Annotated in this window: 18 protein-coding genes; all 18 read right to left on the reverse strand. The window is 44.0% G+C overall.

Annotated features, from left to right (window positions below; genetic code table 11):
- Positions 1–17: 17 nt before the first annotated feature.
- The 18 genes from JSY36_RS15240 to JSY36_RS15325 all read right to left on the reverse strand — a co-directional run bounded on the left by JSY36_RS15240 (position 18) and on the right by JSY36_RS15325 (position 18532).
- Positions 18–395 carry a c-type cytochrome gene (locus tag JSY36_RS15240; RefSeq protein ID WP_205167016.1) on the reverse strand — a complete coding sequence of 126 codons (378 nt, stop codon included), beginning with the start codon at positions 393–395 and terminating at the stop codon, positions 18–20.
- 194 nt (positions 396–589) lie between these two features.
- Positions 590–1342, reverse strand: coding sequence for a glycerophosphodiester phosphodiesterase (locus tag JSY36_RS15245; protein ID WP_205167017.1), 753 nt, complete (start codon positions 1340–1342; stop codon positions 590–592).
- A 310-nt stretch (positions 1343–1652) separates the two neighbouring features.
- Positions 1653–2189 carry a hypothetical protein gene (locus JSY36_RS15250; protein ID WP_205167018.1) on the reverse strand — a complete coding sequence of 179 codons (537 nt, stop codon included), beginning with the start codon at positions 2187–2189 and terminating at the stop codon, positions 1653–1655.
- 229 nt (positions 2190–2418) lie between these two features.
- Positions 2419–3540 (reverse strand): RNA polymerase sigma factor RpoD, encoded by a 1122-nt coding sequence (rpoD, locus tag JSY36_RS15255; protein ID WP_122896404.1) that lies wholly within the window; start codon positions 3538–3540, stop codon positions 2419–2421.
- A 65-nt stretch (positions 3541–3605) separates the two neighbouring features.
- Positions 3606–5417, reverse strand: coding sequence for a DNA primase (gene dnaG / locus JSY36_RS15260; RefSeq protein ID WP_236784982.1), 1812 nt, complete (start codon positions 5415–5417; stop codon positions 3606–3608).
- Between the two features lie 72 nt (positions 5418–5489).
- Entirely contained in the window at positions 5490–5957 is a 468-nt protein-coding gene (locus JSY36_RS15265; protein ID WP_122896402.1) for a YaiI/YqxD family protein, read from the reverse strand.
- Between the two features lie 408 nt (positions 5958–6365).
- A complete protein-coding gene (locus JSY36_RS15270; protein WP_205167019.1) occupies positions 6366–7178 on the reverse strand; it encodes a pyruvate, water dikinase regulatory protein in 813 nt (270 codons plus the stop codon).
- Positions 7179–7727: 549 nt separating this feature from the next.
- Positions 7728–8375: a transcriptional regulator CcpN gene (locus JSY36_RS15275; RefSeq protein ID WP_272873304.1), complete on the reverse strand. Its 648-nt coding sequence runs from the start codon at positions 8373–8375 to the stop codon at positions 7728–7730.
- 63 nt (positions 8376–8438) lie between these two features.
- A complete protein-coding gene (glyS, locus tag JSY36_RS15280; RefSeq protein WP_205167021.1) occupies positions 8439–10529 on the reverse strand; it encodes a glycine--tRNA ligase subunit beta in 2091 nt (696 codons plus the stop codon).
- On the reverse strand, positions 10522–11412 hold the full coding sequence (gene glyQ / locus JSY36_RS15285; RefSeq protein ID WP_205167022.1) for a glycine--tRNA ligase subunit alpha: 891 nt from the start codon (positions 11410–11412) through the stop codon (positions 10522–10524). Before glyQ ends, glyS begins: the two co-directional genes overlap by 8 nt.
- 348 nt (positions 11413–11760) lie before the next feature.
- A complete protein-coding gene (gene recO / locus JSY36_RS15290; RefSeq protein ID WP_205167023.1) occupies positions 11761–12504 on the reverse strand; it encodes a DNA repair protein RecO in 744 nt (247 codons plus the stop codon).
- Between the two features lie 59 nt (positions 12505–12563).
- Positions 12564–12707 carry a YqzL family protein gene (locus JSY36_RS15295; protein WP_122896396.1) on the reverse strand — a complete coding sequence of 48 codons (144 nt, stop codon included), beginning with the start codon at positions 12705–12707 and terminating at the stop codon, positions 12564–12566.
- A gap of 353 nt (positions 12708–13060) precedes the next feature.
- Positions 13061–13969 (reverse strand): GTPase Era, encoded by a 909-nt coding sequence (gene era / locus JSY36_RS15300; protein ID WP_122896395.1) that lies wholly within the window; start codon positions 13967–13969, stop codon positions 13061–13063.
- The gene (cdd, locus tag JSY36_RS15305) at positions 13962–14363 is read right to left on the reverse strand and encodes a cytidine deaminase (RefSeq protein WP_122896394.1); all 402 of its coding nucleotides are present in this window, start codon (positions 14361–14363) and stop codon (positions 13962–13964) included. Before cdd ends, era begins: the two co-directional genes overlap by 8 nt.
- The gene (locus JSY36_RS15310; protein WP_205167024.1) at positions 14335–15120 is read right to left on the reverse strand and encodes a DUF502 domain-containing protein; all 786 of its coding nucleotides are present in this window, start codon (positions 15118–15120) and stop codon (positions 14335–14337) included. The genes cdd and JSY36_RS15310 overlap by 29 nt, the downstream gene beginning before the upstream one ends.
- A 314-nt stretch (positions 15121–15434) precedes the next feature.
- Complete coding sequence (locus JSY36_RS15315) at positions 15435–15827, reverse strand: diacylglycerol kinase family protein (RefSeq protein WP_122896392.1); 393 nt, start codon at positions 15825–15827, stop codon at positions 15435–15437.
- A complete protein-coding gene (gene ybeY / locus JSY36_RS15320; RefSeq protein WP_205167025.1) occupies positions 15811–16284 on the reverse strand; it encodes an rRNA maturation RNase YbeY in 474 nt (157 codons plus the stop codon). Before ybeY ends, JSY36_RS15315 begins: the two co-directional genes overlap by 17 nt.
- Positions 16277–18532, reverse strand: a complete 2256-nt coding sequence (locus JSY36_RS15325; protein ID WP_205167026.1) for an HDIG domain-containing metalloprotein — start codon at positions 18530–18532, stop codon at positions 16277–16279. The genes ybeY and JSY36_RS15325 overlap by 8 nt, the downstream gene beginning before the upstream one ends.
- Between the last annotated feature and the right edge of the window lie 26 nt (positions 18533–18558).

Below are 18558 nucleotides of genomic sequence, written 5' to 3' on the forward strand. Positions count from 1 at the left end.
CCTTCTTTTTCATCTTCTTATTCATTTTCATTTAAGATATATTCTGCTACGGCTTCAGCTTCTTCGCCGCTTACAAGACCGCCAGGCATTGAACCCGGACCTTCTTCAATCGCAGTTAGAATAGCCTCCTGGTCATATGAGCCGTCATTAAGAGCAGGTCCTGAGCCGCCTTCTAAGTCACCGCCGTGACAGGAAAGACAGTTTTGCTCATAGACGTGTTCCCCAAGTTCAATCGGATCGTCGAACTCTTGCTCTTCTGCTTCTCCGTTTTCTCCTTCTTCGCCTTCCTGAGCAATTTCAGCTTGCTGGACGTTCCCAACAAAGGATAAAACGATCATTAGTAAGATTCCGAGAAAAGCGGTTACAAGGAACGGATAAAGGGGTTTCCCTCTCATGTGTATGTACCTCCTTCAAATGTCAGTAAGTCTTAAACCGGGATAGTACCAAACCGGTCCCGAAGTTTAGCTTAACAAAGCTATAGTATATTTTACTCTAAAAACGTTTAAGTGAAAAGAGGAAAGGCGAATTATTGTCTCTCTCTTGTAGATTCTGTTACAATTACCCGAACTTTATACAAAAACAAGTCTGTCTAAATTTTGTTTTCACCATGTGAATGTTCCGGTTGATGAAATAACGATGTCATTGTTTTCGGATCATCCGTTATAATACTGGTAACATTCAGGCGTTTACACCTCAGGGCCTCTTTTTCACGATTAATGGTATAGGCTCTTACAGGTATACCGTTTTTTGCCCACAACGGATAGAACCTCATAGCTTGATAGGAATGGCGGATGTGAATCGCATGTGCCTGAATACTGTTTAAATACCGGATACCCCTGAACAAGGGGGTTTTTGTCAGGAATGCACGCTGGAAATGCGTTCTCTTCTGGCCGGCCATGTAGGTGAGGAGCGGGTGATAAAAAGTGGAGACGACTGTTTTATGGGCCATCCCGTGGTTTTCAATCATCCCAAGCGTCATATCCAGAAGCTCTTCAAATTGCCGCGGCGGCTTTTTTACTTCCATATGCAACGTAATATCCTCACCTTTCATCCATTCGAGTACTTCCTCAAGAGATGGGATTTTTTCTCCGCCGAATCTTCCGGCAAACCAGCTTCCTGCGTCAAGCTGTCTTAACTCCCTGTATGTAAATGACCGGATCCATCCACTTCCGTTTGTGGTCCGGTCAACTTTTTCATCATGAAAAACAACCGGCACACCATCCTTCGTCCACTGCACGTCAAGTTCGATTCCGCTTATATTATAGGATGCAGCGGATAAAAAAGCTGCCATCGTATTTTCAGGTGCATAAAATGTATTCCCCCGGTGTGCAATGACCTCCATAAACAGATGTCTCCTTTATTTTTGACTTGGTTTCCATTATACCGTTCTGCTGTAATAAAGGCTAACGTACTCCCTTGGCTGTGTTAAAGAGTGTTGTTGATTTATTGAAAATGTTGATTGCAGCGAATGTGCGACACTCCTGCGGGAGCAACGAGCAGTACAACACGAATCAGCTTCGAATTGCTTCGACGCACATATCTGCGTAGCGTTACTTGCAGAGGAAAAAGCAGGTATAAACCTCTTGGAAGCTCATCGGCGCCCCCGCTGCAATGAGCGTAAATTAACACATGATTTTAACATAGGCACTCTCTTAAAAAAATACACTCGCAATGGTAAGCATAAATAACCCGGTAATTCCTGCGACGATTAAATAAACGAAGCCCGTTTTCCACCCTGCAGCCATCCAGGTGATACACGCCAGGATAACCACTGTATTCAAAGCTCCATTAGCCCCTGGAAACATCGCTTGAGCCAGTGAAACAAGGGTATAAAGCATGAGAACAGCGCAGCTGCCGGTAAAGATATGAACAACCGCCAACCCCTTTCTGAAAGTGACGAAAAGCCCCCTTCCCAGGGCAAGCAAAATGAAGGAAAGCAAGGCTATTTGCATTGACGACGAAAACTGAGTAAAATAAATGACAAGAAATGTTAACGCTATCAGTGAAATGGCAATTGTTATGTATAAAAGGGATGTAAAGTCAGTGAACAGACCTTTTCTCCTTTCATTTTGGTCATGTTCCTTATCTTCATAAAGGCGTAACAAAAAAGTGCAGTATACTTCAGGGAGGAGACGATTCTTTCTCCAATACTCTATTTCACGAATAATGATTTTTTTTCTGTCATCCATAAACGATCCCTGCCGATCTTATTGAGTCATATTAATAATATCGAAAGAAATCAGCCCCATTTTAATAGGGTTAAATAAATCTTTATAAATCACTATTCATTCCAGAAGTTCTTGTCCCGGAGGTACCTGCAGATTTATCAGGAACAGAATGTAAATGAAATTTATCACTTTTATGGTAAATAAAAACCCGGATACGGGTATTATCCCATATCCAGGTTCAGTAAATATTCTATTCAAGAAAATCTTTAAGTCTTTTGCTTCTGCTCGGGTGGCGCAGCTTACGAAGTGCTTTTGCTTCAATCTGACGGATACGTTCTCGAGTAACGCCAAACACTTTTCCTACTTCTTCAAGTGTTCTTGTACGCCCGTCATCAAGTCCGAAGCGCAGCCTTAACACATTCTCTTCCCGGTCCGTAAGGGTGTCAAGAACGTCTTCAAGCTGCTCCTTTAATAATTCATAGGCAGCTGCATCAGAAGGTGCCAGTGCTTCCTGGTCTTCAATAAAGTCACCAAGGTGAGAATCATCTTCTTCACCGATCGGCGTCTCAAGTGAAACGGGCTCCTGGGCAATCTTAAGGATTTCCCGGACTTTCTCAGGGGTAAGATCCATTTCCTTTGAGACCTCTTCAGGAGAAGGTTCCCGGCCAAGATCCTGAAGTAGCTGACGTTGAACACGAATAAGCTTGTTGATCGTTTCAACCATGTGAACCGGAATTCGGATCGTTCTCGCCTGGTCTGCAATCGCACGGGTAATTGCCTGACGAATCCACCAGGTGGCATAGGTACTGAACTTATAGCCTTTGTTATAATCGAACTTTTCAACGGCTTTAATCAGCCCCATGTTTCCTTCCTGGATCAGGTCAAGGAACAGCATACCACGACCGACATAACGCTTTGCAATACTTACCACAAGTCTGAGGTTCGCTTCGGCAAGACGGCGTTTCGCTTCTTCATCCCCGTCTTCAATACGCTTTGCAAGACTGACCTCTTCTTGTGCTGACAATAAAGGAACACGACCGATTTCCTTAAGGTACATACGGACAGGATCATTAATCTTTATCCCGGGAGGTACACTCAAGTCATTGAGGTCAAATTCATCCTCTTTTTCGACTTGCTGCATACTTGGGACACTGACACCTTCATTGTCATTCATAATCTCGACACCTTGCTCACCGAGGTATTCAAAGAACTCATCCATTTGTTCAGAGTCTTGATCAAATGCTGCGAGACGCTCGGTAATCTCAGCATAAGTCAGCACCCCCCGCTTCTTTCCGAGTTCAACTAATTGTTCCTTCACCTGATCGATGGTTAGATCGCCTTCCGCCATAGGACGAATAGGTTTCTCAGCCATGCGATCCCTCCTTCCATTGGTTCACGACAACTTCTTGTATTAGAGAATGCCCTGCCGGACACTCACTATGTTAACAGGCTGTTTTTAAGCTGTTGTTCCATTTCACTTATTTTTTTAGCAATCACAGCAGCCTCATTCGGATCCCGTGATGTTTTCATCTCTTGCTTCATTCTTTCTATCTCAAGCCTTTTGGGATAGTTAAGAATTTGTTTAATATAATCGTTCAATTCCTGCTCAGACAATTCAACATTAATTGTCATCATCGCAAGTTCACTCACGGTCCGCTTGAGTCCTTCATCTGACAGCTGTTCGATAAAGCCCGCAAGAGACAGGTGACCCTCACCGTAATAACTGTACAGATGAGCAGCAATCGCATGATAGTCATCTATATTAAAAGATGCTCCAAGTTTTTCCTGAACCCTGAAGGCTACTTCAGCGTCCTGAAGCATGTGAGCAAGCAGAAAACGCTCGGCATTTGCATAAGCAGGCAGAAGCCTTTTCCCGGCCTGAACCGACAGTCTTTTTCTCTCCGGCTTTCTTTCAGCCGGTTCGTCTTTCCTGCCTTTTTTACGTCTCTTATAAATTTGGATGAGTTCCTGTTTTAATGCGTCGAGTGATAAATTGAATTCTTCAGCGAGCTGCCGGATATAGTGGTCTCGTTCCACCGCCCGGTTCAGTTTGCTTACTTCACTCAGCATTTTTTCAACATATTCAATTTGGTCCCCTTCATCCTGGAGATTTAATCCTTTCCTGAAATAACGGAATTTAAACCCCATTAATGTCAGGCTTCCTTCAAGAACTTCTTCTTTAAACTTTTTTCCTCCGTGCCGGTTGATATAATCGTCAGGGTCAAGCCCTTCTTCGAGTTTGGCAACCCTTACGTTCATTCCTGCACTTTCGAGCATTTCTGCATTCTTGTATGTCGCATTCTGACCTGCATCATCAAAATCAAAACAAAGGACTGCCTTGTCGGCATTTCTCTTCAGCATTTTGATCTGCCGGTCCGTAAGGGCAGTACCCATGGAAGCAACACCATTATCTATACCCACTCTGTATGCAGAAATAACATCGGCATAGCCTTCAAACAGAATAACTTCATTTTTTTTCCGGATGGATGGCCGGGCACGGTTAAAGGCATACAGAAGCTGGCTTTTATTGAAGAGATCGGATTCGGGACTGTTCATGTACTTGGGATGGCCACTGCCAAGAACGCGCCCGCTGAAACCAACTGTCTGGCCTTTACGGTCCCAGATGGGAAACATGATTCGCCCTCGGAATCTGTCGAATGGCTTTCCGTCGAAGTCCCGTCTTGCAAGAAGACCTGCTTCAATCATTTCATCCATGTTATAGTTCCGTTTTGACAGAAAGGACGTAAGAAAATCCCACGAATCAGGTGCAAACCCCAGTTGGAATTCTTTAATCGTTTCTTCATCAAACCCTCGTTCTTCCAGGTACTGCTTTGCTTCTTTGCCCTCATCAGTTTGCAGTAATACATGCTGATAGAGCTTTGCAGCCAGTTTGTGCGCTTCAACCCAGTAACGGGTTCTGCGCTGTTCCTTTGAATTCTCGGGAGTCTGACCCGGGGCTTCGGGAAGGGGGATACCTGCCCGCTCTGCCAGCTTACCAACCGATTCCACAAAACTGACACCTTCAATTTCCATAATAAATGAAAAGACATTTCCGCCCGCTCCACAGCCAAAACAGTGATACAACTGTTTATCGGGAGACACGGAGAATGAAGGTGTTTTTTCACCGTGGAAAGGGCACAGGCCGGACATATTCCTGCCCTGCTTCTTTAGTTGGACATAATCACCGATAACATCAACAATGTCCTGTGATTTTCGGATTTCTTCTATTTTTTCTTGTGGTATACGCATACTCAGGTTGATTCACCACCCTAAATTACCATTCTTTATTAAGGGATGGCTATTATAGATTCGCCTCATTCGTCAAAATTCCTGCCTGTTAGACAGAATTTTTTCAAACTGATTTTCAAAGTGTCTGCGGTCTTCATTCGACATCTTCTTAGGGCCTTTTGTTTTCTTACCTGCTCGTCTGAGCTTTCCCTGATCGTGCCGGATGGACAGCAGCGTATTAATGTATAGATCTGTAATGATTCTGCCTCTTGGTGTAAGTACATGAACCCCCTTAGCAATAAGTAATCCAGCAAGACCATGGTCCTGGGTGATAACGACATCTCCCTTTTTAACGCCTTTTACAATAGCCATGTCAGCAGCTTCGGCTTCCTGGTCCACTGTGATTTTTTGAACATGGGAGGGAAACGTTTTACTTGTTTCGTGAGCATATGAACTCACCAATACTACAGGCAGATCATACCGGCCGGATATCCTGACAGCTTCATCACGAACCGGGCATGCATCTCCATCAATAAAAACGGTTCTGGAGTTATGTGACATAATTCTCTATTCTACATCTCCTGTTCGAATCCTTCTTTTCCTGCCGTTTTTTCATTACACACTTACTATCTTTACCAAAAATAAGATAAAAAGTCTTGACATCTGAAATTTATTTGTTCTTTTTTCCAATATTCCATTCTGTAAACAAAAAAATAAATCACAATTTTTCATTATAAAGTAAATGCATTGATTTCGCCAGCATTTTAAATGAGATTTTAAAATTTGGCACTTATATATTTTTTATGTTCATCACTACTGCTTTCTTTAGTTACTTTTCAGTAAAGGGTCAGGAAACCTCCCGGCCATTTATTCCGGTCTTCCGTGAACACCTTTATTCCGCAAATACAACCGGAGTGAAAAAAAGGGCTGACTTAAGAGGGGATTCCCTCTTAGTCAGCCCTGCCAGGACTAATTGTTGTTTTTCCGGTATATGTTGTAAATGATGTTCGCTGTCTCTTCAACAGCTTTATTTGACACATCAATATACTGGCATCCGATCCTTTCCATCACTTTGTCGGAAAACCTCAGCTCTTCTTCAATCCGGTTAAGAGTAGCATAATTCGCTTCTTCTTTTAACCCCAGGCTTTTCAAGCGCTCAGAGCGGATACTGTTGAGTTTTTCCGGACTGATTTTAAGACCGATTACCTTTTTCTTGTCCAGATGAAAAAGTTCCTCCGGCGGATCCACTTCCGGCACAAGAGGAATATTGGCTACTTTCAGACGTTTATGTGCCAGGTATTGTGATAGTGGGGTTTTCGATGTCCTCGAAACACCGACCAGGACGATATCAGCTCTTTTCACTCCTCTTGGATCACGTCCGTCATCGTACTTAACCGCAAACTCAATAGCTTCGACTTTGCGAAAGTAGTCTTCATCAAGAGTATGAATCAACCCTGGCTGAAGGCGGGGTTTTTCCCCTGTACGTTTTTCCAGTAAATCCATCATCGGAGTGATAATGTCATGAATTGGCACACCGGCATGGCTGGACTTTTGTATGAGGTAATCTCTCAGCTCAGGAACAACGAGAGTAAAGGCGATGATGCCATTGTCTTCCTTTGCCTGTGCAATCACTTCATCAATTGTCCCCTCGTCTTCAACGTAAGGGACTCTGCGCACATCGATACCCGTGTGGTTAAACTGGCTTGCTGATGCTTTAACGACCAACTCCGCCGTTTCACCCACTGAGTCGGATAGAACATATACAACCGGACGTTTGCTCATACGCTTTCGACCTCCTGATTCCCGCATTAGAGCAGATAAAGGGAGACGCCCTCCTGTTTACACTGCTCTTTTATCTGATTGGCGTGGATAATGCTTATCTTTGGATTACGCTTTTTCCGCATCGATTGTTGTTATTTTCACTTCTCTAAGAGAACAGAAAATGAAGATGGAGCCTGCGTGCCTTTCGCTATCCGTGGCGGTGCCGGCAAACCTCCTAAAACTATAGCTCTTCGGGAACTTGCCTGGCCCACACGCCACAGTAGCCTCAGTACTTCGACTTTATTACTTTTTTTAGCTAAAGCAATGATTTTTACGAAAACAGTCTTGCATTGATTAAAGCTTAATGATTGTTAAACCCGGGTGTTGATTTCCGCAGGAGTCTCGAAACCCCTGCTTTATTATCCTATTCAATGGCTGTGTTAAAGAGCATTGTTGAATTTGTTGATTGATGTGCGTCACTCCTGCGGGAACGCAAAGTATTCAGTAATAACAGCAACACGTGCGAAAACAGTACCGGTAAACAAGCAGGCTTCTTTACCGGTGAGTTTGTTAAACAATCTTGTTGTTCGCTATGTCTACAAACGCTTTCGTAATGCTGGTTTTTGTGACTCTTCCTACTACTTCCATCTTGGTCTCTCCAGCAGTCTCTTTGAAATTGACAACAGGCAGCCCGTCAATTTGTTTTGTAATAAGAATCTGAGCAACATCCAGTAGAAGATCTGTTGGTTCACACGTTGTAATATTAGGCATTCTAGTCATGATAATGTTGACCGGCATGGATTCCAGATCCTGTTTGCCCATGCTGGCTCTTAACAGATCTTTTCTGGATAGAATCCCAACAAGATGAGAAGTCCGGTTAACGACAAATAATGTACCTACATCCTCCAAAAACATCGTACAAATTGCATCATAGACAGAAGCTGATTCATTTACCACTACCGGTATCGACTGATAATTTTTGACGGTCAGCTTTCCTATTTTTTCAGTGAGGAGCTGCGCACCGGTTTTCCCCGTATAAAAATATCCGACCCGGGGACGGGCATCCAGAAAGCCGGCCATTGTCAGGATTGCCAAATCCGGCCTGAGCGTCGCCCGTGTTAATGAGAGCTTTTCTGCAATCTGCTCCCCTGTTATAGGGCCTTTATCTTTTACAATCTCTAAAATATGCTGCTGTCGTTTATTAAGCTCGATTATCATCACCGCCTCATCCAGAGACATTCATATAACTGGATTCTTCTTTACCTTCATAGGTTCTTTCTTTTATTCCGAATGAAAAACAATTGCCTGGAAGTCTGCAAATGCCAGTATGACATCAGAAGCTTCCTTCATCTGAGCCAGACGGTTTTGCTTTACTTTTGCATCATCAGTCATAACCATAATGTTATCAAAATAGGTATGAATCGCAGGTTCAAGCTGTTTTAATGCTTCAAACTCACTCTCAATATCTGCATTGCTCCGGGCCTTCAATACTTGCTGTTTAACCTCTCTGAGCGTTGAATATAACTGATTTTCTTCTGGCTGTTTAAATAAAGATTCGTCTGCCCGGATTACATTTCCTTCAGCTTTTTTCGAAATATTTGTAACCCGGCTGAACGCTTCAACCAAATGCTTGAAATCCTGCTTTTTCGCCTGCTCCGTTAAAAATCTGCCTTTTTCAACAATCGTATCCACACGGCTTACCCCTGCAGATAACACTGCTTCAATAATATCATAACGTACATTTTTGTCCTGGAGCATGTTCTTTATCCTGAGGACGGTAAACTCCATCAGGTCCGCCTTAACATCTTCCTTACTTCGCTTCAATACACCACGCTGTTCACTCAAGGCCAACGCTTCATCAAACAGGTCTGTTACTTTTATATCCCACTTCTGGTCAAGAAGAATGCTGATAACAGCCGCGGTCTGCCTTCTCAATCCATGAGGATCCTGTGAACCGGTCGGAATCTGCCCGATACCAAAGCTGGTCACTACAGTATCGAGTTTGTCTGCCACACTCAATACGGCGGATTCAGACCTTTGTGGCAGTGTATCTTTTGCGTGGCGGGGTAAATAATGCTCCCGGATAGCAGCGGCCACTTCAGGTTTTTCACCTGCCTTTTCAGCATACTCTTCACCCATACGGCCTTCCAGTTCAGGAAATTCATCTACCATATGGGTGACGAGGTCAAACTTACTCAGGTGGGCTGCTCTTTCTACTGTTCCGACAGCCTCCTGGTCAAAATTTAGCCTTTTTGCAAAACGGGAAGATAAGTCTTTTATACGGCGGACTTTATCCCCGATTGATCCAAGCTCTTCATGATAAACAACATTTTCAAGACGATTTGCTGCATCATCGATGTTCAATTTCAAATCTTCTTTGTAGAAAAACTCTGCATCCGCAAGTCTTGCCCGGAGAACCTTTTCGTTCCCTTTTTGAACATTTTCCAAGTGACGGTGGTCACCATTTCTGACAGTAATGAAGTTAGGCAGCAGTTCTCCCTCTTTATTCAATACCGGGAAATAACGCTGATGCTCTTTCATGGACGTTATAAGGACATCGTCAGGTACATGAAGAAAACTTTCATCAAACGTTCCGAAAAAGACTGTTGGATATTCAACAAGATTGTTAACTTCTTCAAGAAGGTCTTCATCCACCGGCACATCCCAGCCTTCCGTTTCCGCCAGCTGGTCAATCTGCTTTACGATGGCACTTTTACGTTCTGCAGGATCAGCGAGTACGTGCTCCTTCAGAAGAGTTCTCGTATATTCAGAAGCTTCTTCGATAACAACTGTTTCCCCTAGAAAACGGTGTCCCGTTGTGACATTGGAAGACTGTACCCCGGCAATATTGAAATCAATAATTTCATTGCCATAAAGGGCTGCAAGCCATTTAATTGGTCTCACATAACGCAGCTTTCCATTTCCCCAGCGCATATTTTTCGCAAAAGTGATGCCTGTTAACAGCTGGTCAACCCTTGCGAGAAGCTCGATTGTTGATTTTCCTTTAATATACTTGTCAACAAACACATATTCTTCTCCTTTTACTTCCTTGAAGTAAAGGTCATCAACTGCGACTTTTTGTCCACGGGCAAATCCCTGGGCAGCTTTCGACCAGTTTCCTTCGTTATCACGAGCTATTTTCTTTGATGGACCCTTCGCTTCTTCGCTTCTGTCTTCCTGCTTCTCTTCAAGACCTTCAACAAGAACAGCAAGACGACGGGGAGTGGAGAAAGAACGAACAGCTTCATAGCTGAGACGATTTTCTTTAAGCCAGGCAGTCATTTTCTCTTTCAGCTGGTTCATTGCATCAGTAACAAAACGAGCTGGCATTTCTTCCAGTCCGATCTCAAGTAAAAAAGTACGATTACTCATTGTCTGATACCTCCTCTTCTTTTAAAAGCGGAAAGCCAAGGCGTTCCCTCTCATCGTAATAAGCCTTGGCACACTTTCTGGCCAGATTACGAATTCTGCCAATGTAACCTGTACGTTCCGTCACACTGACCGCCCCCTGGGCATCAAGCATATTAAAGGCATGTGAACACTTAAGTACATAATCATAAGCAGGAATAACGAGTCCTGCATCAAGCGTCCTGATCCCTTCCTGCTCGTAGGTAGAGAAGAGTGTAAACCACATGTTCGCATCTGCAATCTCAAAGGCATATTTAGACTGCTCGTATTCATTTTGAAGGAATACATCACCGTATGTGGTTCCGTTAACCCATTCCAGGTCGTAAACATTTTCTTTGTCCTGAATATAAGAAGCAAGTCTTTCAATACCATAAGTAATTTCGACACTGACAGGGTTTGCCTCCAGTCCTCCAACCTGCTGGAAGTAAGTGAACTGTGTGATTTCCATTCCATCAAGCCACACTTCCCAGCCAAGCCCCCATGCAGCAAGTGCAGGGTGCTCCCAGTTATCTTCAACGAAGCGGATGTCATGCTCTTCCGCATTGATTCCAAGCTCCTTCAAGCTCTCAAGGTAAAGCTCCTGAATGTTATCAGGAGAAGGTTTCATAATCACCTGAAACTGGTGATGCTGATAAAGACGGTTCGGGTTTTCACCATAGCGTCCGTCCGCCGGTCTTCTGGAAGGCTCAACATAAGCCACATTCCATGGCTCCGGTCCGATACTTTTCAAAAAGGTCATGGGATTCATTGTGCCGGCACCTTTTTCAACATCATAAGGCTGGGTGATCAGACAGTTTTGTTTTGCCCAGAAGTTCTGGAGCGTTAATATCATATCTTGAACGTTCATAACGTTCCCTCCATTCGCTATTCTAACTGTGTGCTGCATGAGAAATACGGCCATTCTTGGAAACAGGAACAAAAAAAATCCCGCCCCTATGCTCAACATGAACATAGGGACGAGAGTTACCCGCGGTTCCACCCTAATTGCTGACAAAAGTCAGCCTGCTTTTTCGAAAAAGCCATGCTCCAAAGCGCCTTCTTTAACTTCTGTACACCCGGCTCCCACTGTCCCGGGCTCGCTTTTCCTCAATTAAGGATTTATACAGAGGGGTTAAATACTCCTCTTCTTCAATGCATGCACACGTATGTAGTTATTTCGTATCTTACTTAAAAAGCATGCAGGTGTCAACTTTCCTTACTCTAATTTTTCCATCTGGCTTAAAAAGCGCTTCGATTTCAGTCTGAGACCTGAATACTCATCGTAATACAGCTCAAGGATATACTTCAGCTGTTTTTTTGTTTCCGGTTTCACCTGAATATTACCGATCCGGCTCACATCCAGATGGTGAAAAAGGCGGAGAAGCTTAAGCACTCCAGGCGCTGCTTCAAGTCTGTACGGATCGACATCATAACAGGCATGACAAAGAATGCCTGCCTCTTTTATGGAAAAAGCAAAGGTTCCTTCCTGCCTCCCGCAGTTGACACATGCATCGAGCATTGGAACAATCCCCGCCACCTGCAGCATCTTCGTTTCAAACATTCGTATGAGGACTTCACTGTCCTCACCTTCATTCATCCTGGTCAGAAGCTGAAACAGCAGTTCAAATAAATACGGATTTCTCTGACGGTCCTCTGTAAGCTTATCAATCATTTCCGCCATGTATGCCCCATAGGCTGTAAGCATTAAATCGGTTCTTACATCTCTGAAGGATTCGGTAATATCCGCCTGATTTAATGTCCCTACTCCTTTGGACTGATGAAAAATAAATGTGCCATAAATAAAAAGCTGTGCACTTGAGGCAAACCGGCTTTTGGGCCGTTTTGCACCTTTCGCCATCAGTGCCAGCTTCCCTTGCTCTCTTGTGAAAAGCGTAATGATTTTGTTTGTTTCTCCGTAGTCATTCGTCCGGATAATAATGCCTTCTGCTTTTTGAAGCATATTCATACACCACACTTCGCTGTTTGCTTAATCACTCGAGCTCAGCAGAAGGGTACCCTTTAATGCACCGGAGGCTGAAGTTCCTGTTCTGTTCCTTCTTCCTCATCCTGATTATCAGCGTCTCTGTTGTCCATTTCCTTAAATAACAAGTACGAATCAATACTGCCTGTGACTGAGAAAACCTTCCAAGAAAATTCTTTCACTTACGGTTCCACCCTTTCAAACAGACTTTATTTTGCTGATTCTTTCGTTACATACTAGCGTGCCTCTAATCAGTCATTTTCATGACTTGGAAAAATTAACAGATTTCACGGGCAAAAAGAGCATCCCTTCCTTTCTGATTGATTGCTTTCGCTGATATTCTCACTACAAAAATGTAGATGAATCCTGAGTGCCCTTCGCTTTCCGGGCGATGTGGGCAAGCCTCCTGAAGCTTTGAAGGGTCTTGCATGGCCCCCACGGCCACCGGAGTCTTTGGCACACTACGGGTTTATTACTTTTTCACAAAAAAGAAAACAATTTTTGCGAAATCAGCCTTCCTTAATAACAAAAACTTTTAGTACTCATCAGCTCGGTAGCCGAATTCTTTTAGATATTTGGCTTTGTTTCGCCAGTCTTTTTCTACTTTGACAAACAGCTCAAGAAATACTTTTGAACCCAGCAGAGCCTGGATATCCTCTCTTGAACGTTTGCCGATTTCTTTGAGCATGCTGCCGCTTTTGCCGATAATGATTCCCTTCTGGGAGCTCCGCTCAACTACCACGACTGCTGAAACATAAACGGTTTCCCCGTCTTCCCGCAGTTTTATCTGCTCGATATCCACAGCAATGGAATGGGGCACTTCATCCCTCGTAAGGTGAAGGACTTTTTCACGGATCATTTCGCTTATGAGGAAACGTTCCGGGTGGTCTGTTATCTGGTCGGAAGGATAATATTGGGGACCTTCTTCAAGGTTCGCAAAAATCTGCTCCTTTAACGTCTCTACATTGTTTCCCTGAAGAGCGGAAATAGGAATGATCTCTGCAAAATCAAACTTGCTCCGGTATTTATCAATAAACGGAAGCAGCTCATCAGGGTGAACCTCGTCGATTTTATTTACCACAAGAAATACAGGGGTTTTAACAGACGCAAGACGCTCCATGATGAACTCGTCTCCACGGCCCATGCCTTCTTTTGCGTCAACCAGAAATAAAATGGTGTCCACTTCATTAAACGTTGTTCCGACAACTTTCATCATAAAATCGCCGAGCCGGTGCTTCGGTTTGTGAATACCAGGTGTGTCGATAAACACGACCTGTCCCCTCTCTTCTGTATATACACCCTGTATTTTATTTCTCGTTGTCTGGGCCTTGTCACTCATGATCGCTACTTTCTGACCCAGCATTTGATTTAACAGGGTGGATTTCCCTACATTTGGACGCCCGATCAGAGATACGAAACCTGACTTAAACACTTTTTCAGTCATCAAGATCAGCTCCTGAAAAAGCGCCTGGCAGGATATCCTGTACTGTCCATTCCGACACATCTCCCTTAAGGTTCGTAAGAATAACCTTCGTTTGAGGGGCACAGAGTTCACTCATCACCTGTCTGCACGCGCCGCACGGGGATACCGGTCCTTCTGTATCGGCCACTACTGCAATCGCCTCGAATTTCGTTACCCCGTCAGAGACCGCTTTAAATAACGCTGTTCTTTCTGCACAGTTACACATGCTGTAAGCGGCATTTTCAATATTACAACCGTGAAAGACCTGTCCATCCGCTGACAGAAGGGCAGCTCCAACTTTAAATTTAGAATAAGGGACGTATGCTTTTTCCCTCGCTGTTTTCGCTTCAGCTATCAATGTCTTTGCGTCGACCATCCAAATCACCCTTTCGATGCTTTCTTACGTTTACTACGAAGTCTTTAAATAGCTTTTCCTTTTCAGCCTTTTGCTGTTCATTAAATTCTTCATTCAGTTCCTTTGCCTTATCCGGCGGGACCACAACGCCCCCGGAGATAATAAACTTCAGCCCCTCTTCCACACTCATTGTAAGGATTGTCACATCCTCCAAAGGAACAATGACAAGCCAGCCCGATGTAGGGTTGGGTGTAGTAGGAAGAAAGACGTTAATGGAATCCTTTTGTGTAATTCGCTGAACTTCCCCTTTTGTTTCACCGGTCAGAAAACCAAGAGTGTAAACACCTTTACGAGGATATTCTACCATAACCACCTTCTGAAAAGACGATCTTTCCTGAGTAAAGGCATTAATCAGCTGATCCACCGATCCATATATGTAATTCACCACGGGTACTTTCCTGAAAAAGCGATCTACTCCTGTAAAGGCTTCCTCTTTTGTTCCCTTTCTTTTTACCGCACCGATCCAGGCCACCAGTATCAGGGTAAATATAAAGCCGATCCCCACAAGGCGTTCGGTAAACGGCGTATATACCCCGAGAAAATAAAGCCCTCCTTCCTCTACGCTGACGACTCTCATTACCCGGAGAACATCAGTGATAAACGGGCCGAGGAAATTATCAATGATGGAAAACAAAAGCTGGAGAACATAAATTGTTGCAATTGCAGGAAGCAAAAAGAGAAACCCTGCCACAAGGTTTCTTTGAAAAGTCTTCCACATAACAGAGTCTCCCTTCTCTTTCCTTAACATGTTCTGGTAACCGCTCTTTTCATTGCTGTTGAAATTACTTCCTTTTGAGTACAGGAAATAAAGATGCCTCCTGCGTGCCCTTCGCTTTCCGTGGAGGTGCCGGCAAGCCTCCTTAATCTAAAGGAGGCCACTGAAAAAGTACAAAACAACTTTTTCAGTGCCTTTTATTTGAGTTGCAATGGATCGTGCTCCGTGAACGTAATATGGGAGACAGACTTCCTGTGATTGCAAAGCCCCGGAACAGCACGCATGAAGGTGAAGGAAAGCGGGAGCTCTATATAAGCCTAAAATAAAAGTGCAATAATTTTTGGAAGGAAAATCGTAATACCAACAAGAACAGCTGTAATGGAAAACACCATCACAGCCCCTGCCGCTACATCTTTAATAATTTTTGCCTCAATTGCGTATTCCTTTGTGATCATATCTACGCACCGCTCAAGTGCGGTATTAATCAGCTCAAGTCCAAGAACGCCACCGATAACAAGTATCAGGAGCGCCTGTTCAACTACGCTGACACCTAAAAGTGTTGAGGCAATTAATACGATCCCGGCAAGTATAGAGTGAATTCGGAAGTTTTGTTCATTAGCCCATGTATGTTTAATACCCTCAGATGCATAACGAAAACTCTTTATCAGCCTGGACCAGGATACAAAAGCCTGTTTATTTTTTGAGGTCATGCTGCTTCAGAATCTCCTCTTGAAGTTTAAACATTTCCTGTTCCTCTTCCTCTGTCTGGTGGTCATAGCCGATGAGATGAAGAAAGCCATGAACTGCCAGAAAACCAAGCTCACGCTCAAAAGTGTGACCGTATTCCTCCGCCTGCTCCCGTGCCTTCTGAACGGAAATAACGATGTCACCCAAAAGATCAGGAACTACCTCACCCTCTTCAAAAAGAGGAAATTCGTCTTCTCCTTCGTTTAAAGCAAACGACAAAACGTCGGTAGGGCGGTCAATACCTCTGTAATCACGGTTCAATTCATGAATTTTTTCATCAGTCACAAACGTAACACTGACTTCTGCTTCGTGATTGACTTCTTTAACATCGTAAGCTGTTTCCAGGACGCTGCGTACAAGTTTAACGTGTACGTCTGAAAGCTCTTCTGTTTCATCCACTAACACAATTTCTTTATCCATGTTTTTTCACCTTCTCTTTATCCACATTCTTCTCCGTAATTTCATCGGGATATTCAATCCGGGAATGGAAAGTCCCCTGAAGCGTTTCACAAATGGAAGTAGCAACAGTATTCAGCTCTTTGAGGGTCAGGTCACACTCGTTGAACTGCCCGTCTTCAAGCCTGTCTGCAATAATTTTATTTACCAGGGATTCAATCTTCTCCGGTGTCGGTTTGGACATGGACCTGACTGCCGCTTCTACCGAATCGGCAATCCCGACAATTGCTGATTCCCGGGTCTGTGCTCTCGGTCCGGGGTACCTGAATTCTTCTTCAGTTACGCTCGATTCATCGTCCTGTTTCGCTTTAAAATAAAAGTATTTTAACAGCGTTGTCCCGTGATGCTGTTCTGCAATATCGATTATTTCCTTTGGCATCCGGTGCTCCCTGAGCATTGCAGCCCCATCATACGGGTGTGCTGTAATGATGGTTTTACTCAGTTGAGGAGAAATTTTATCATGTGGGTTATCCATTTTCATCTGATTTTCAATAAAAAAGTGCGGACGCCTTGTTTTACCAAGATCATGGTAATAAGACCCGACTCTTGCCAGCAACCCATTTGCCCCAACGGACTCGCACCCCGCTTCAGCCAAATTAGCTACAATAACACTGTGATGATAAGTCCCCGGTGCTTCAAGGAGGATTTTCCTGAGGAGCGGGTGGTTGGGACTTGAAAGTTCGATAAGCTTCATTGTAGACAAAATACCAAATCCAGCTTCGAAAAACGGGATAAGACCGATCGTAAGAACTGCAGCCAAAAACCCCGCCCCAGCTGCAAATGCTCCGCTCAGCCCGGCTTCCCATAATGAGAACTGAGCGTTTCTCAGCATAAGAATAGCAATGACAATTAGAATATTAAGTCCTGCGACAAACAATCCCGCCTGCAGGATCCGGGCCATTCTGTGTGACTGGCTAAGAAAAAAGGTTCCGGCTACACAGCTGAAAAATACATAAATTCCGTGTGTGAAATTTACAACACTCGTAGTTTCATTATTGAAGATAATACTTGCTGTCACAGCAAACATCATACTTGAAAACAAGGCCACCCTCGGATGAAGAAGAATCGTCATAAGCATCGTACCCATAGCTACCGGGGCTATCAGACTGATTCCCGGCAGTTCAATCAGGTGTGTAAAACTCACAACCTTCATCACTACAAGAGTAAGGCCAAAAATAAGGACATACATAAGTAAATGGGTATTATTCGTTCTGAGAGACGTTTTCGCATCGCTTAAAAAATACCCGATCATACCCGTCATAATTAAGACAAGGATGGCAAGTCCTATGTAAGGATAGATATTGGTATGATCATCCAGCAGACCCGCGAGAGCCAGCTGATGGTAGACTTCGCTTGTGACAAGCTGGCCCTGGGCCACAAGAAGCTGTCCTTCACGAATCATAACCGGTTCAACAGTCTCGACAGCAAGCTGTCTCGCTTCTTCTGTAGCAGCCTGATCATAAAGGTAATTTGCTGTCACTCCAAACCGGACAAGCTCTACCATGCCCTCGTACAGATCCTGGTCGGCAATGGAGATAGAGACCCTTCTCTCAGCCTGGTCTCTCGCCACATCAAGTTCATCCATGCGGATCTCGTCGTCCATAACATCGTAGATCGTATTGGTAATAATCTGCTCAGCCTGATCCAGCTGCTCCTCATCAGAGTTGAGCAGAGCAGTCAGTGTCTGGTCACTCAGCTCCTGACTTGTCCTTGAAGACATTAATGCCCGGAGGTTTTCAAGCTTCTCCTCTTCAGTCAGGGGCTCGGGGGGGATTTCCCTCTCTTCGTCTTCCAGATCACCCTCTGCACCTGAAGGTCCGGCATCCTCATTATCTTCAAAAGCTTCATAGGCCTGTATTCTTTCTTCCTGTGTATCAAGTACCTGTTTTGCAAGAAGGAAAATTTCATTTATTTTTTCTACACGATTTTGAGCATATCTGCTTTCAATTGAATAAACGCTGTCGACTGATTCAGCAGCTTCTTGTTTCTTCTGCTCTGTCTCATCCCTGTCTTCAACAGTAACCGGGGAACGAATGTCCTGGTCTGACATCGTTCCCGGGCTTATATTTAACGTTTCAGGTATAACATTTGATACCATAGCGGCATATAAAAGGAACCCGAGTAATACAAATAAACTATGCCTGATGTAGCGGTGCTCCTTAAGTTTTTGCCACCATTTCTGCTGATCTATGGGTGATGAACGTTTCCCCACTCTTTTCACCTCATATTCCTGACGAT

This window comes from Alteribacter salitolerans, assembly GCF_016901055.1.
Classification (GTDB): Bacteria; Bacillota; Bacilli; order Bacillales; family Salisediminibacteriaceae; genus Alteribacter; species Alteribacter keqinensis.